Origin of the sequence: Desulfosarcina widdelii (genome assembly GCF_009688965.1) — a bacterium.
GTDB lineage: Bacteria > Desulfobacterota > Desulfobacteria > Desulfobacterales > Desulfosarcinaceae > Desulfosarcina > Desulfosarcina widdelii.
Genome location: NZ_AP021875.1, coordinates 383,787 through 398,028, shown reverse-complemented (window position 1 = coordinate 398,028; position 14,242 = coordinate 383,787). Strand labels below are relative to the sequence as shown.

Here is a 14,242-nt window from a genome sequence, read left to right as displayed (position 1 = left end):
AAATATTTTTTGTACTTTTACTTACCTTTTGCCTCTTTTTTACGATTGCGCAAACCAATTTTTCGTGCAGGATTCCCAGCAAGAATCGTGTAAGGTGGGATCTTCTTTGCTCCTACAACAGCACCAGCTGATACAACCACCCCATCACCTAATTCTGCGCCAGGCATAATAAAGACATTTGATGCGATCCAGACATTGTTTCCGATAACAACTTTCTTATAATCGTATCCTTGTTCAAAAATTGGCTTTTCCAAATCATCGTATTTATGATTTGCTGACCATATTTTAACATCCGGAGCGAATATGGCATTATTTCCGATTTCGACCTCGCCAGCTGCTTGAATGAAATTATTTACACCCAAAGCCACATTATCACCTACAGATAATTTATCAATATTTCTGATATGAACACCTTCATATACCATTAAATTTTTTCCAGCATGCCTTAAATACCTTTCATATAATAGCTTTCTTATTTCCATTCCTAATCTTCCCGGAATATCTTTAAAAAAGAAATTCAAATAGAAAAATCGAAAAGATTTCGTGCTTAGGTCCCATTTCAAATATTTAATCAATTTGATGATAATTTTAAGCATGTTATTATCGACTCTTTGATGATCTTTTTCAGTGCATATCTATACTGCATATGATCTTAACAAATGGGTATAAACATCCACATATTTTCTTGTCATTTTCCTTATAGAATATTTATTTTTTACATGCTTTTTCCCATATTTAATTCGTTCCATTGCCTTTTCTGGATGTGTAATAATTGCCAAAACAGCATCAGCAATTTTTTTTGAGTCGGAAGAGTCAATTAGGATTCCTGCGTTCCCATAGTCTAGTGCTTCAGCTACTCCACCGACGGATGTTGCTACAATTGGGACCTGGCTTTGCATCGCTTCAAGAATTGTTACCGGCAAACCCTCAGTATGCGAGGGTAAAATGAAAACATCGAAATACTGTAAATATTGCTTGGCATCCTGGATATAACCCGGCATCATGACATGTTGATCGATTCCAAATTCATAGACTTTCTTTTCGAGGTGAAACCTTTGTTTTCCTTCCCCAAGGATGATCAATTGAATATTATTTCTTTTCTTAATTAGTTTAGAAGTTGCGTCGATTAGGTTATCGAATCCCTTTTCAGGTGAAAGCCTGCCGATCGCCCCAATTGTAAAACCTTTCATGCAAAAATCGATGATCTTATCTTCGCTTTTACATAAACGGACATATGGGGTAATTTCTGGAATTCCGTTACGAATAATATTATAGTTTACATTTTTTTGTCTTCTCAATAGTGGATGCATGAGCATGCTTTGGTCAACCAACACCACCTGATCGATTAAATGATGGCTCATACTGTCCAAAATTTCGTAGATTTTAATTTTTGAAAATGCATTTTTACTGGTATATCCATGCACTGTGGTAATCAGCGGTATTTTTTTTACCAAATTTGGCATAAACCCAAATAAAATATTTCCTTTGTATCCATGGGAATGAAGGATGTCATAGTGCTCATGTGTCGCAAACTTTATAATCTTGTGAGCTCCTAATAAATTGAAACCGGGTGTCATTCTAAATTTTTTTATATCAAAACCTCGTTTTATTGCTTCATTTTCGATTGCTTTTTCTTTAATACGCTTTTCACCTATACTGGCAATGGTAGCTTTAATCCCCAATAAACTTTGCTCAGCAATAAGATTTAAAAGCATGGTTTCCGCACCGTATAAGCCACCGCTATCAATAATGTGGAGAACTTTAATTTTTTTTGAATGTTTCAACACAACAGACACAGTTGATATATCATCTTGTATTGTTTTGTTAAAATTACCCTTTTGAAGTTCGTTAAAAGCCAAAAAAATCTAAAGAACAAAAATTAACTATTTATTTTTATTAGACTATCATTTTCCCACCCAGAATAATATTGATCCATTAGATGGCCACAAATTCTTTTAAAATCGCTAAATTCGTCCTTGGACCATTTGTATTGGGGCGGATTTTTTGATTTATTGGTCTTCGGAAATTCTTTCTGTACCATACTCAACCCCAGTATTTTGTAAAATTTTTCATCAAGATTGTTGCTGATCAAATCTTCGAGCTTGATAACGATATCAGCCTTATTAATTACGTTTTCGTTCGTATGCCGCCATAGATGACAACATTTTTCAAAGGTCGTACCTTCAAAATCCGGTTTTATTTGGTCCCAGATCGAGGCCCGACTGTACCATCCTCTAGCCATGCCACTTGCCACTACTTTCCGCCCATCCCTGATTATGAGTACGACTTTATCGCCTACGTCAAGGATCTCTGGGATGAGGCTGAAATACGGCGAGATTTCAACATTATGTTGAAATGATAGCAAATAATGCTTAATTTCTTCGGTTGCTTTGTCTCGAATCTTTTCGAGAATAAGCCCTGACATTGACTCATGCCTGGCACGAACCAACTTTCTGTTGGCAAACCGCATCCCGTCCAAGTATTTGGCAAATGATGAAGTGCCACACCGTCCAGAGCCTGTGCCAATTATTCTCAGATTCTTTGGACCGCTATATTTGATTTTCGTTTTCTTGCTTTTGTATTTTAATCTTTTAAGTGGATCGGAAAACTGTACTTCAATAAGGTAATCTTCACCCTTGGCTACATTCTTGAAAAGTGAATATCCGTCATTGAGAACTTTTGCTGTAATCGTATTGGAAGGCAGGTGCTTTAAGGTCGTTACAAAATTGGCATTCTTCCATTTATTCAGTACATAGACCTCTATTCCGGATTCGCCTTGCAACGTTTCAATATCAATAGGGAATTTCTTGAGCACATCAAACCTCATATTCCTAACAGAAGAGAATTTGTCTTCTCAGCTTGTATAGTATGCCTGCTATGAGGCGCTTATTTAGCTTCATTCCGTCCTTCTACCGCGTATAAAATGAACTTATCCCTTTCTGGGATTCCAAATCACCATCTTCTGACCGGATAAAAATTTCACCACCGCGAGTGCCGATGCGGCATTCAAAAGAAAGAAATACTGAGAAAAATTCAATATTTTTCCAATAATACCAGACTTTGAAACCATGAATGACATTATGATGGCGATGACCAGCATCACCTGGACGGCAAATACTAAAATATAGAGGCCGCCATTACCCAATAGAAACAAGTTGGATATAAATGTCGTCAAAACAAAAACAAAACATCCATACCTCAAGGCTTTATGAGACCAAAGCTGCCAAGCGAAAAGCCTTTTGCCTTTGTTGAAAATCAATAGCCCTCGCATATCAAATAATGCCCATAAGGCTCTCAAGGCCACTCGTACGCGCATCTTATACTCGTCCTCTACCAGTTTAAGAGTATCCTCCTTGAGCAATGCCTCTGGTTCGTAAACAACCTTATACCCTTTTTTAAAAACCTTTAGAGGAAGGACAAAGTCAGGGAGCTGATCATCTTGCATGGGCTCATACAGCTTTTTCCTGACAGCATCGACGCCACCATCAACACCCACGATTGATCCAATTTTCGTTTCGAACGTTCTCAGCATATTTTCATACTTCATATATGCGCTGCATCCATCACCAACGAGAGATCCATCCGCGTTGACGTACACCATTTTACCTGTAACGTAGCCAACGTTCTCGTCGCTGAAATTTGCCATTAGCCTTTTTAGTACAAGCGAATCGTAGATAGAGTTTGCATCAGAAAAGACGAGTATGTCACCTTTTGCAAAGGGGACGGCCATATTCAGAGCCGCGGTTTTGCCGGCACGCGGTTCCTGGCGGAGCAATCGGACGTTACCTGTATCGATTCCTTTGACCAAATCATCGGTTCCGTCCGTTGAACCGTCTGAGATAACGATAATCTCAAGCTTATCCTGAGGATAAACTAATTCTATTTTGTTTTGAACGGTCTGCTGAATATGCTCAGCTTCATTGTAGGCGGCGATCATTATCGTTACGGTGGGTTCTATGGCTCTCTTAGAAACTTTCCTGTTTAATACCACTGAGAGGAGCATCACTATCATTGGATACCCGATGTACACATAGAAGACCATGAATACGGAAAACCAGAATAAAAATAGCGCCATTCAGCGTTTCTCCATTTTTTTTCACCGCCCACTACGTTCGAGACGCGGAAAACTGCTTGTTGTATGTTGAGGGTCGTCTGTCGTTATTCTTCAACCTACCACCTTCAACCAACAACCTCTCCTGCTTTTTTCTGCGTTCTCTGCGTTTCTGCGAGATTGTTTTTGTCTGTGTACGTCTGTGTGAGTCTGTAGCTTAACTGACGGTCACGACTTGTCATGGCCGGTCACGTAATCCAAAAATACGGGATAAAAAGCCTTGATGAAGGATTCCGCGGAGGCGGTTGCGCCTTCGACATCGTCTTCCCGGATCGTTACTGACACACGCACAAAGGCGTTGTCCTCCGGCTTGGAGCGGATTTTCGCCCAGAAGTTGTTCAGCTTTTGATGGAAAGTCCCCGGCGAGGTCCTGTCATAGGCCTGAAACCAGTACAGAATCGCCTCCCGGTGCTTTCCCTTTTGGATCAGGATCCGTTCAGCATTGACCGGGTTCTCGTCTGTCTTCACAGAAACAGCTTTCGGCGGAGAAATTTCCCACCCTTGTCCCGGAAAGCAAACCAGCGGAGAGTGTGCCGCACCAACCTTGTCGGCGGTGTAATAGTATCCGACATAAAGGGATACGACAGCGATGCCGTTTCGATAGGATCGAAAAAGATAGTCGTCCAAGTCCAACGACGTCACAATCGTGTCCTGCATTTCCGTCTCGTTGACGGCCGTCCACGGGCCTACCCGCATGAAAACCTCAGAAAGGCCAGCTCTATCGCTTTGAACTCCGGGGGCACGTTCAAAATTGACAAGCACGGCAGCGGCCATAAGGCATGCGGCAATGTAGATCAGCTGTCTGTTTGTTTTTTGTCCCATTTCGAAAGAATGCCCCTGAATCCGGCGACGATGGATAACGCCAGCAGAAAGACGATCACGCCGAATACGGTATGCGGGGTTCCGCCGGTGAGATCGAAATCCATGTAATGAATCGATAGAATCATCATAACAACCCTGAAAATATTGACCAGAACCGCTGCCGGGATGCTGCTGACGATCAGTATGCCCCGCAAAACATTGGAAGATAGGGTTAGATACCCAAAAATCGCACAGAGCGTAACCAGCGACATCAAAGAGCGCAGCCCGCTGCACGCCTGCACCACTTCAAGCGTTCTGCCCGGTAGGTGAATAACGTTGCCTTCCCGCAGTACCGGGACATCAAACAATCGGACGATCACGGCACTCACCTTGGAGACCATCAACTGCAGCGGAATCGTCGCCATGGAAAAAAACTGCGCCGGCACCGGAATCATCAGCAGCAGGAGCGCCAGAGGAAACAGGACCGCCTTAAAAACCGCTTTTCCAAACAGCGCCCAGACGACGGCCCATATCGTCAAAACCAGGGAAAGGCTGCTGAGAGTGGCGATGCCCGCCTTGTAAGATAAAATGTAAAAAAGAATGGTCAGCACCACCAGGCTTTTGCCCCCGCGACCGGGCTGAACCGGCAGATCCGCCCAATTTGCCCGGTTTTGCCAGATAATGTAGAGGCTGACAGGAAGGATAAGTAATCCGTGCGAGTTGTCGTCGGAATGAATCCAGGTTCCGACCAACCCCCTGATCACTGGGAAAAAAGCAATAATAAAAAGCAGCACCAGCCCCGTGTAGAGCATGATCGGGTTTAGCGCTGCGGTTTGGTGTCTGTTTTTGGATTCAATCATTTCGATCTCAATTTAATTTGCCACCCTGGTTAAATTCGCTTCGCTTTTCACTTGCAGTGATTTTAACTGGGCAGGCGGACACACACGGACTTACACGGATGTGGGGTAAAAACAGTCTGCGGCTAAAAACCAATAAACGAATTGAACCAATCAACCAATTAAACCACCTGATTTCTCTGCGTATTCTACGTCTCTTCGGTGAACAGTTATAAATTAACCATTAAAAGGATCAGCTGCTCAGCCACTCTTTTGCGACCCAATTCGTTTAGATGACCACCGTCGGTGGTATATCCCGGATACATGGAGTAATACGTTTTTCCGTTTAATTCGAAACTCTGTCTGGTTCCATCCGGCTTAGTTGATTCGATTGCTGCGATATCTAAAATTGGGTCCTTGCCTTGGTATTCACTAATCAGCAGCTCATTGTATTCGTTTCTTTTAATATTGTCGTTGAATTCCCAAAAATCCTTCTTCCCCAAAATCTTTTTTAGCCATGTTTTCCATGTAGTTTTTGATACGGTGAGGGGCTCTGTAAAGTGAACAATCGAAAAATCAGGATAGGCCTTTTTTATTTTTTCAATTTCATATTTATACTCTTCGAAAATCTTAGGGATGTCAGACTCTTTCTTCATGTCTACATAGCAGAATTTAAGCGCTGCTGCGTCAGCCTGTCTGCCAATTCCGTTATCCAAAATATTCGAAAAGTCATCGATTTTTGATTTCGGATCCGTGTTTTTACCGACCCTGGAATGTGCCAAAATGCCGGGTTTTATCTCATCGCTGTCTTTGGTTTCGACCACCTTCAGGTTGATCTGCGGATATTCTTTTTTAAGATCCTCGACGCCGTCCATAATATTGAACCCGACCGACTGATGGCCGAAATAGATTTTCTTCTGGGATAACTTTTCCCAGGCGGCATCAGGGATATCTTTCAAACTGTTATACGTTACTTTCTTTTGTTCCATTTCGCCTCCACAGGAAATTAAAAATCCGAAGAATAATGTAACGATGAGCAATGATATGCTAATTATTTTTTTCATAGGTACACCTCAAGAAGTAATATTTTAAATTTCAATTAATAATTTTGAATTTTAATTTTTGAATTATCTTTCACCGCCCGCTGCGCTCGAGACGCGGAGGGCACAGAGGGTTGCCTTGTCCCCTTCGGGGAGAGAACCATAAAACCTCTGCGTGCTCTGCGGCTCTGCGGTGGAGTTCAATTTGAATTTTGACAGTTACATTAATGAAGTTTAAGTTCCTTACAAAATGTTTCTATGGGAAGTATGCGAACCCCATTTTTTATATAATCTCGTGTGCCCTGGTGTACCTGGTAGAAATCAGGTATGGCTGTCCGCTCCTTGAAATAGAAAATAGCAGGGTTGACATTCTTTTCTCCAATTTTGCATTCGACAGCAAACTGGGGGGCACCTTCTTTCAATACAACAAAATCAACCTCCCGTTTATCCGTATCTCTTAAAAAACGAAGCTCCATACGAAAATAGACACAACACGATTTTAATCATGAGTAAAGTAGAGTGTGCTCTAAATTGACCAGGCTGAAAATTTTGTGCACTTGAAAATCCTCATCGCACAATCAAATGCGAGCCGATATACATCAAGATCTCTGAAATGCTTTATATGGTTCCTATTTTCCATTTCTTACCTGCATCACGACTTCCGCTCATCAAGCCTTCCCGAAAACCGACTCTTCCCAAATTCCTCTCTACCCGTTATTTTTGTTCGTCTTCCTCGAGGTTCCGCTCTTCCTAACTTCAGAACTTCGATCTCATTCAGCTAATGGTATATCCCCGTTCTTCCAAAATCTCCGCCAGTGAACGCTCCCCCCTCAACGCGCATTGCTCACAGCCATTTTACCTCTATAATTCCCTTTTCTTCCAAGGTTTTGAACTCCGGATCACCGGTTAATAAAACAGCATGATTTATCTGGGCGAGAGCAGCGGCAAACGTATCGGCGTATGACATCGGAAAATTCGCCTTCAACGTTGCGGCGGCTAACAGCAATTTTTCATCTACGGTGTCTACAATAGTGACAGGAAAATCCTTGATCCGTGCATAGGCCAGATCAGCAATGGCTTTTCCCTGCTCTCTCAGGAGAATATAGTATACCTCGCCAAGTTGGATCGCATGCATAGAGAGTTGACATCGCCTATTGCGTGCAGATAGCAGCAATTGTTTCAACCAATCTGCGAAGGGCTCGTCTTCGAGATAACCGATCACCGCATAGCTGTCGAGCACGTAATTATCGATCGCTTACACCATCTTCTTTCAGCATTGCCGACCTTCGGTCCTGTAATAATTTGTCGAGCGACCCTGATTTTGCAATCATTCCCTTGGCGGCAATTATCGAATCTTCAGAATCGGGTATCATCAGAACCCCCTCACCTCTTTGTATCCAATGGATGACGGTCGCCTTGGTAATTCCATATTTTGATCGGATCTCCTTGGGTATGACGATTTGCCCCTTGGAGGTTACTTTCGATTTTAGTATTTCCATTTTTTCAGCCCTTTTTTTTGTCGGGTCCGGTTATGTGTTAATCATAACCTGTAAGTAAGAAATTGACAATGTCGAGTTCTTACTTTTATTGGTGTAGCGGAGAGCTTTCGTCAGACGATGGATAGCAATCGCTATTTCATCTGCCAGCTCGAACGCTTTCAATTTCGTGTGGTCTCTCATTTTTTTCTCCTACAGCCTATAGTCCAAACGTCAACAGCCTATTGAACACGGACAATTCTAATTTTGAATTTTTAGTTTTGAATTTTGAATTATATTCGGATTCGCAACCTTCATTTAAAATTCACAATTCAACATTAAGAATTGGTTTTTCCACCGCCCGCTTCGCTCGAGGCGCGGAGTTCGCGAAGGGTTGGTTGTCCCCTTCGGAAAAAGACTATAAAACCTCTTCGTGCTCTGCTACTCTGCGGTGAAAATTAACAAACCCAACTAATTATATGATCGGATCTCTCTGCGTCCTCTGCGTCTCTAAGGTGAATAAAGATTATGAGATCGATAGGAATCATACAGTCCTTAAACGCTTCAAACGATAGTCTTTTACCTGCTTTTCACCACCGCTATACATCATCTTTTTCAATGCCCAGTTGTTTGAGAATGATTTTGGTCAGTGTGTCTGCAATTTCTTTGTGGCGGGGTATTGGAGCTCGTTTGCCATTGTTCGTATTGATATAAATATCGTGCCGATTTCCATGTCGCAACAATTCACATCCAAGACCATTAATCCTGCGGATAAACTCACTGCGTTTCAACAGTCATTTCCTTGATCTTGAATCCTGCAGGCAGGTTTTCAAAGTCGGTATCTTCCATCAAACTCAGTGCCTCTTGGATATTACTTTCGAGTTCGCTTAAGGTCTTTCCCTGGGAGAACACATCGCTTCTCTCTCTTAGGCGCCCGACAAGCCATTTGCCATCTTGCCAATACAACAGGGTATATTTTTTAAGCATTTTGTTTTCCTTCCTTCGAACGCTCTATCTAAAATTTCCAGTCCCCCTGTCCGCCTGCGGAAATTGATCAAAGTTAAGTTGGTTATTCACCGCCCACTTCGTTCGAGGCGCGGAGGGCACAGAGGGGTTTATTAGCCACCCCGGTTAAATTTGCTTCGATTTTCACTTGAGAGTCGCAGTTACACAAAAGAACATCCCTGGTTCCACAGGATAAAAATTTAACTGGGCAAGCGGACACACACGGACGGACCGAATAGCTGATAGCTCATGGCTGATAGCTGATAGACAATCAAGAAAAATCTTAAATAGGACACGGATGAACGCCCTGGTTAAATTCGCTTCGCTCCTCACTTGCGTGAATTGAACAGGCCAGGCTGAAAATTTTGTGCATTTGAAAATCCTCATCGCACAATCAAATGCGAGCCGATAAACATCGAGATCTCTGAAATGCTTGATATGGCGTCTATTTTCAAACCAATTATAGGACACGGATGGACGCGGACAAACGCGGATTTAAGTAGCGGGTTGGGGGTTGTGGGTCGTGGGTTGGGGGTTGGGGGTTGTCCACCGGCAACCTGCAACCAACCACCTACTACCAACGAATCACAGCTTTCAACCAACAAAACCAATGAACCAACCGAACCAACCAACCGCTCCTAACTCCCCGCTCTCGCCCTTCATCTATAGCCCATGGCCTATCGCCTATAGCCCATCTTTTATCGAACTGTGTCCCCCACTCCCTTCCAAAACCTCCGCCAATTCACGGCGCGCCCTACCCTCCTGTATCCGTGAAAATCCATGTCCTATTTCTCTTTCAGTGTATTCTCCCTACCATTGAAAATATCGTTATGAAGAGTCCTAATCTGGCCTAAAATAGCATCAGCATTTAACGGTTTGATCCATTTAACGGTTTTCAGAAGATCTGTTGGAAATTGATCGATGATTCTGCAAATTTCTATTGGATCGATCCACAGGTCCTTCTCTTTTGCCTCGCCAATGATTGTTTCCCAGTCGAACGCATAATTTCTTGCGATAAAAACAATATCGACGATATCTTTGATTTCCAAACGGCTCAGTGCACACATTTTATTTGACAAGATGTTGCGCCAACTATCGACACGATGAAACAGCGTAAACCGTTGAATCTCTCCGAAATGTGAGGGGATATCGTTAACGAAATCGATTTTTAGGATGGTTCTTTCCTTTTTTACGAAGATTCGAGCAAACGTTTCTGAGGTCGCCGCGATGTCGCATTCCCATCGATTCCTCAACGAATTGATTGCGATACTGCATTCTTCCTTAAAGTGGTCATCGTCATTTACGAAAAAATCGAGATCATCCGAATACCGGTGCTTCAGATAGCAGCGGCCAAGCGCGGTCCCTCCCGTCAGATAAAAATTCAGATTCAGTCCCTCGACAAGTTTGAGGACTTCGTCTTGAAACGGATACAATTTATCTAGATAAAATGTCTCTCGCATATTCATATTTTGTTTTCAGACCGCGAGGAAATATTCCGCCGATGACAGGATCAGTTAAAATATCGGTCAGCTTTTCAGGGCCCATGAGTTTCAACAATGTGTACCAGTCGCAGGAACATAGCAATCTTCTGAAAAATTGTTGCGATTCGTTTTTGTCAATCGTTCTCAATTGCTCTTCAAGATATGCTTCTGCATCGGTTATTTCGATTTGTGTGTCCCAGAATAACCGGGCAAGTATTTCTTGTTTTTGACTTGAGGCCAGGGGTTTCATGAATCAATAATGATTTTGGTTAGGGTATCCGCAATTTCTTTATGGCTTGGTTCTTCACCGCCCGCTGCGCTCGAAACGCGGAGAACGCAAAGGGGTTTATTTTAATTTCTGAGAGGGAAATTAAACAAAAAAGGATTTAAGCCCGTATTGATCTTTTTGGGCGAAGCCAACCAAACCTGACTTTCTCTGCGTTCTTTGCGGCTCTGCGGTGCGAATCGATTTTGAATCATCGGATCGATAAAAACCTTCATTCAGAATTTAAAATTCATCATTCAGAATTGAAGAGCCACCTACCGGCTTTTCTCCACAGCCCAATTTTCTGTCTTCAACCCCCTGACCCTTTCGAACTCCCTTTGATTGTTGGTCACCAGGGTATAGTTCAAGCTCAATGCATGAGCGGCGATAAATAAATCATTACCACCGATTATCAACCCTCTATTTTCAAGGTCCGAGCGTATATCTCCGTATATCATGGCCGCGTTTTTATCGAAGGGAAGGACCTCGATCAGTTCACTCAACGCTTCCAACCGGTGGAGGTTGTCTTCCACGTATTGGCTCTTTTTGGCCCCGTTGATTAATTCCGAGAAAGTGATGACTGACATGACAACCGTTCCCGGTTGGCACATCTCAAGGCGCTTCAAAACGCCGATCGGTTTTCGCTTGATTGTGTAAGTACATATGCCGGTATCCAGCATTACCGTCATAGCGGTTCTCTTTCCTGTACCGAGGGCTGGCAACGCCCCTCTGACATGAAATCATCCGACATTCGGGTCAACAGTTCGAATGCTTCTGCCAGATTCTGCGGTTTCCGTTTCAAAATCACTTCATCGCCTCTGCGAAAGATCTGGACTTCCGTGACATCGAAGCGGAAAGCTTTGGGCAGCCGAACCGCTTGGGAGTTTCCATTTTTAAAAATTTTCGCGGTTTCCATGGGCAACTCCTGTTGAATGCAATTCATATATACTTTTATGTATATACATAATTAAACTTTTGTCAATCTATCCTTGTGGGTCGGTGGCCATTTTTGATTTTTGCCACGGACACACACGGACTTACACGGACATTTTATTGCAGCCTTCGGCTGAAAGACCTTTTATAGGACACGGATGAACGCGGATGAACACGGATTGGGCGTAAAGATTTCAGCTTCGCTGAAATGAACCAATTAGAAATTTATTCGCGGCATCTGCTTAAATTCTTGTAATTTCATATTCTTACGGATACTGTCTTTTTTTGGCCGGAGGCCATTAACATTTTTCTTTTTGATCCGTGACAATCCGTGTAAATCCGTGTCCAACTATTTTTTGCTGTTATCGAACACTTTCCGGGACAGTTCCGGTTTCGGTCCAAAGTTAATCAGAAGGCCGACCTCTTTATCCGTGGATTTCAGATAATTGAGCAACTGAGCCTCATCTTCTGATCCAAAGTGTTTCTTTGCCTTGATTTCAACGATAACCTTATCATCAACGATGATGTCCGCAAAATATTGTCCAACTATCTGCTCGGAATAGATTACATCGATGGGCGACTGCTGGACAGCGAACAAGCCCTCATTTTTTAGTTCAATCATCATCGCATTTTCGTATACTTTTTCTAAAAATCCATACCCCAGCGCGTTGTATACCCGGTAAAAGACTTTGATGATTTCTTCGGTGAGCGCTTGATGTTTCATATTGTATGGGACACGGATGAACGTCCCGGTTAAATTCGCTTCGCTCCTCACTTGCGTGAATTGAACAGGGCAGGCGGAAAAACACGGATCGTGTGTAAAATGATCAGTATCGCTGAATGGGAAAATAATACGATCAAAACACGTTATTGACATAGAATATTTTTCTAATTATTATACTATAAATTATCTGATTATTGGAGGATCACCATGATACGTGCAAAAGACTTCCTCTCCGCTACGGATCTTTCGAAGAAAACATCGGCGACCCTGGATGCCTTGGCCAAAGACGATGCGGGCAGACTCATCATTATGAAAAACAATGCCCCCAAAGCAGTGCTGCTATCGATGGAAAGCTACGAGGCAATGGAGCAAGAAATTGAAGACCTTCGCCTTACGGCTTTAACCCTGGCCCGGTTGGATAGCTTTGACGAAAAAAAGGCGCTAAGGCATAATGATATCAAGGAAAAATATGGCGTATGATTTGGTCAATCCTTTACCATCACGACATTGAAGGAGACCTCGACAGCATCGGTCCATCCGCGGCACGACGAATCGTTAAAGCGATCGATTCTAAACTGACCCGGCATCCCATGGATTTCGGTGCCCCCTTATCCGGTAATCTTGCCGATTTTCGCAAACTTCGCGTGGGAGACTACCGCGTTGTTTACAAAGTTCACGAAAAAACGGTTGTGGTTTATGTGCTGGCTGTTGGCCCGAGAAGGGACAAAGAAATCTACCGTCTGGCAGTAAAAAGAAAATAGACTCTTGTTTTTTCGATGGGGTGAGGTGTCCCATGAAACCATTTTGTATGTCGTTCGTTGTGGGTCGTGGGATGACCACCAACCACCTGCCACCTACGCCCTATTCCGGTATTCGACGTTCGTCGGTTTCCTGCCTCCTGAATTCTAATTTTGATCCGCGTGTATCCGCGAAAATCTGTGTACAATTTTATTTTTTGGGACACGGATGAACGCGGATGAACACGGATTGGGCGTAAAGATTTCAGCTTCGCTGAAATGAACCAATTAGAAATTTATTCGCGGCTTCTGCTTAAATTTTTGTAATTTCATATTCTTACGGATACTGTCTTTTTTTGGCCGGAGGCCATTAACATTTTTCTTTTTGATCCGTGACAATCCGTGTAAATCCGTGTCCAACTATTTTTTGCTGTTATCGAACACTTTCCGGGACAGTTCCGGTTTCGGTCCAAAGTTAATCAGAAGGCCGACCTCTTTATCCGTGGATTTCAGATAATTGAGCAACTGAGCCTCATCTTCTGATCCAAAGTGTTTCTTTGCCTTGATTTCAAGGATAACTTTTTCGTCAACGATGATGTCCGCAAAATATTGTCCAACAATCTGCTCGGAATAGATTACATCGATGGGCGACTGTTGGACAGCGAACAAGCCCTCTTTTTTTAGTTCGATCATCATCGCATTTTCGTATACTTTTTCTAAAAATCCATACCCCAGCGCGTTGTATACCCGGTAAAAGACTTTGATGATTTCTTCGGTGAGCGCTTGATGTTTCATATTGTATGGGACACGGATGAACGCGGATGAACACGGATA

The 14,242-nt window shown here is 42.9% G+C and carries 20 protein-coding genes; 2 read left to right on the top strand and 18 right to left on the bottom strand.

Annotation, left to right across the window (positions count from 1 at the left end; all coding sequences use genetic code 11):
* Positions 1-17: 17 nt before the first annotated feature.
* The 17 genes from GN111_RS01885 to GN111_RS01810 form a co-directional block, all read right to left on the bottom strand.
* Positions 18-596 (bottom strand): acyltransferase, encoded by a 579-nt coding sequence (locus GN111_RS01885; RefSeq protein ID WP_155302123.1) that lies wholly within the window; start codon positions 594-596, stop codon positions 18-20.
* 39 nt (positions 597-635) lie between these two features.
* Complete coding sequence (locus GN111_RS01880; protein ID WP_155302122.1) at positions 636-1,859, bottom strand: glycosyltransferase; 1,224 nt, start codon at positions 1,857-1,859, stop codon at positions 636-638.
* 20 nt (positions 1,860-1,879) lie between these two features.
* A complete protein-coding gene (locus GN111_RS01875) occupies positions 1,880-2,815 on the bottom strand; it encodes a hypothetical protein (RefSeq protein WP_155302121.1) in 936 nt (311 codons plus the stop codon).
* Positions 2,816-2,929: 114 nt separating this feature from the next.
* Positions 2,930-4,075, bottom strand: coding sequence for a glycosyltransferase family 2 protein (locus tag GN111_RS01870; protein WP_155302120.1), 1,146 nt, complete (start codon positions 4,073-4,075; stop codon positions 2,930-2,932).
* Between the two features lie 204 nt (positions 4,076-4,279).
* Entirely contained in the window at positions 4,280-4,933 is a 654-nt protein-coding gene (locus GN111_RS01865; RefSeq protein WP_155302119.1) for an exosortase C-terminal domain/associated protein EpsI, read from the bottom strand.
* Entirely contained in the window at positions 4,906-5,772 is an 867-nt protein-coding gene (locus GN111_RS01860) for an exosortase/archaeosortase family protein (protein ID WP_155302118.1), read from the bottom strand. Before GN111_RS01860 ends, GN111_RS01865 begins: the two co-directional genes overlap by 28 nt.
* 206 nt (positions 5,773-5,978) lie before the next feature.
* Positions 5,979-6,737 carry a hypothetical protein gene (locus tag GN111_RS01855; RefSeq protein WP_155302117.1) on the bottom strand — a complete coding sequence of 253 codons (759 nt, stop codon included), beginning with the start codon at positions 6,735-6,737 and terminating at the stop codon, positions 5,979-5,981.
* A gap of 275 nt (positions 6,738-7,012) precedes the next feature.
* On the bottom strand, positions 7,013-7,264 hold the full coding sequence (locus GN111_RS34655; RefSeq protein WP_492207411.1) for a DUF4143 domain-containing protein: 252 nt from the start codon (positions 7,262-7,264) through the stop codon (positions 7,013-7,015).
* A gap of 368 nt (positions 7,265-7,632) precedes the next feature.
* Complete coding sequence (locus GN111_RS01850; RefSeq protein ID WP_170302082.1) at positions 7,633-8,028, bottom strand: type II toxin-antitoxin system VapC family toxin; 396 nt, start codon at positions 8,026-8,028, stop codon at positions 7,633-7,635.
* Between the two features lie 4 nt (positions 8,029-8,032).
* Positions 8,033-8,287, bottom strand: a complete 255-nt coding sequence (locus GN111_RS01845; RefSeq protein ID WP_155302115.1) for an AbrB/MazE/SpoVT family DNA-binding domain-containing protein — start codon at positions 8,285-8,287, stop codon at positions 8,033-8,035.
* A gap of 575 nt (positions 8,288-8,862) precedes the next feature.
* Positions 8,863-9,054 (bottom strand): type II toxin-antitoxin system HicA family toxin, encoded by a 192-nt coding sequence (locus GN111_RS01840; RefSeq protein WP_155302114.1) that lies wholly within the window; start codon positions 9,052-9,054, stop codon positions 8,863-8,865.
* On the bottom strand, positions 9,041-9,250 hold the full coding sequence (locus tag GN111_RS01835) for a type II toxin-antitoxin system HicB family antitoxin (protein WP_155302113.1): 210 nt from the start codon (positions 9,248-9,250) through the stop codon (positions 9,041-9,043). Before GN111_RS01835 ends, GN111_RS01840 begins: the two co-directional genes overlap by 14 nt.
* Before the next feature lie 803 nt (positions 9,251-10,053).
* Positions 10,054-10,734 carry a nucleotidyl transferase AbiEii/AbiGii toxin family protein gene (locus tag GN111_RS01830; protein WP_155302112.1) on the bottom strand — a complete coding sequence of 227 codons (681 nt, stop codon included), beginning with the start codon at positions 10,732-10,734 and terminating at the stop codon, positions 10,054-10,056.
* Positions 10,703-10,999, bottom strand: coding sequence for a hypothetical protein (locus GN111_RS01825; RefSeq protein ID WP_155302111.1), 297 nt, complete (start codon positions 10,997-10,999; stop codon positions 10,703-10,705). Before GN111_RS01825 ends, GN111_RS01830 begins: the two co-directional genes overlap by 32 nt.
* A gap of 290 nt (positions 11,000-11,289) precedes the next feature.
* The gene (gene vapC / locus GN111_RS01820) at positions 11,290-11,703 is read right to left on the bottom strand and encodes a type II toxin-antitoxin system tRNA(fMet)-specific endonuclease VapC (RefSeq protein WP_155302110.1); all 414 of its coding nucleotides are present in this window, start codon (positions 11,701-11,703) and stop codon (positions 11,290-11,292) included.
* Complete coding sequence (locus GN111_RS01815) at positions 11,700-11,930, bottom strand: antitoxin (RefSeq protein ID WP_155302109.1); 231 nt, start codon at positions 11,928-11,930, stop codon at positions 11,700-11,702. The genes vapC and GN111_RS01815 overlap by 4 nt, the downstream gene beginning before the upstream one ends.
* 366 nt (positions 11,931-12,296) lie before the next feature.
* The gene (locus GN111_RS01810; protein ID WP_197740480.1) at positions 12,297-12,824 is read right to left on the bottom strand and encodes a GxxExxY protein; all 528 of its coding nucleotides are present in this window, start codon (positions 12,822-12,824) and stop codon (positions 12,297-12,299) included.
* 54 nt (positions 12,825-12,878) lie between these two features.
* Here GN111_RS01810 and GN111_RS01805 point away from each other — a divergent pair, with 54 nt between their 5' ends.
* Entirely contained in the window at positions 12,879-13,151 is a 273-nt protein-coding gene (locus GN111_RS01805) for a type II toxin-antitoxin system Phd/YefM family antitoxin (RefSeq protein WP_231715646.1), read from the top strand.
* Positions 13,148-13,432, top strand: coding sequence for a type II toxin-antitoxin system RelE family toxin (locus GN111_RS01800; RefSeq protein ID WP_155302108.1), 285 nt, complete (start codon positions 13,148-13,150; stop codon positions 13,430-13,432). Before GN111_RS01805 ends, GN111_RS01800 begins: the two co-directional genes overlap by 4 nt.
* Positions 13,433-13,828: 396 nt before the next feature.
* Here the strand turns inward: GN111_RS01800 and GN111_RS01795 are convergent, their stop codons facing one another.
* On the bottom strand, positions 13,829-14,203 hold the full coding sequence (locus GN111_RS01795) for a GxxExxY protein (RefSeq protein WP_155302107.1): 375 nt from the start codon (positions 14,201-14,203) through the stop codon (positions 13,829-13,831).
* Positions 14,204-14,242: the final 39 nt, after the last annotated feature.

What these genes read in the sequence shown, in the direction of transcription:
- GN111_RS01885 (WP_155302123.1), bottom strand. Translation starts at nt 596, where the DNA reads ATGCTTAAAATTATCATCAAATTGATTAAATATTTGAAATGGGACCTA.
- GN111_RS01870 (WP_155302120.1), bottom strand. Translation starts at nt 4,075, where the DNA reads ATGGCGCTATTTTTATTCTGGTTTTCCGTATTCATGGTCTTCTATGTG.
- GN111_RS01865 (WP_155302119.1), bottom strand. Translation starts at nt 4,933, where the DNA reads ATGGGACAAAAAACAAACAGACAGCTGATCTACATTGCCGCATGCCTT.
- GN111_RS01860 (WP_155302118.1), bottom strand. Translation starts at nt 5,772, where the DNA reads ATGATTGAATCCAAAAACAGACACCAAACCGCAGCGCTAAACCCGATC.
- GN111_RS01855 (WP_155302117.1), bottom strand. Translation starts at nt 6,737, where the DNA reads ATGGAACAAAAGAAAGTAACGTATAACAGTTTGAAAGATATCCCTGAT.
- GN111_RS34655 (WP_492207411.1), bottom strand. Translation starts at nt 7,264, where the DNA reads ATGGAGCTTCGTTTTTTAAGAGATACGGATAAACGGGAGGTTGATTTT.
- GN111_RS01845 (WP_155302115.1), bottom strand. Translation starts at nt 8,287, where the DNA reads ATGGAAATACTAAAATCGAAAGTAACCTCCAAGGGGCAAATCGTCATA.
- GN111_RS01835 (WP_155302113.1), bottom strand. Translation starts at nt 9,250, where the DNA reads ATGCTTAAAAAATATACCCTGTTGTATTGGCAAGATGGCAAATGGCTT.
- GN111_RS01830 (WP_155302112.1), bottom strand. Translation starts at nt 10,734, where the DNA reads ATGAATATGCGAGAGACATTTTATCTAGATAAATTGTATCCGTTTCAA.
- GN111_RS01825 (WP_155302111.1), bottom strand. Translation starts at nt 10,999, where the DNA reads ATGAAACCCCTGGCCTCAAGTCAAAAACAAGAAATACTTGCCCGGTTA.
- vapC (WP_155302110.1), bottom strand. Translation starts at nt 11,703, where the DNA reads ATGACGGTAATGCTGGATACCGGCATATGTACTTACACAATCAAGCGA.
- GN111_RS01815 (WP_155302109.1), bottom strand. Translation starts at nt 11,930, where the DNA reads ATGGAAACCGCGAAAATTTTTAAAAATGGAAACTCCCAAGCGGTTCGG.
- GN111_RS01810 (WP_197740480.1), bottom strand. Translation starts at nt 12,824, where the DNA reads ATGTCAATAACGTGTTTTGATCGTATTATTTTCCCATTCAGCGATACT.
- GN111_RS01805 (WP_231715646.1), top strand. Translation starts at nt 12,879, where the DNA reads ATGATACGTGCAAAAGACTTCCTCTCCGCTACGGATCTTTCGAAGAAA.
- GN111_RS01800 (WP_155302108.1), top strand. Translation starts at nt 13,148, where the DNA reads ATGATTTGGTCAATCCTTTACCATCACGACATTGAAGGAGACCTCGAC.
- GN111_RS01795 (WP_155302107.1), bottom strand. Translation starts at nt 14,203, where the DNA reads ATGAAACATCAAGCGCTCACCGAAGAAATCATCAAAGTCTTTTACCGG.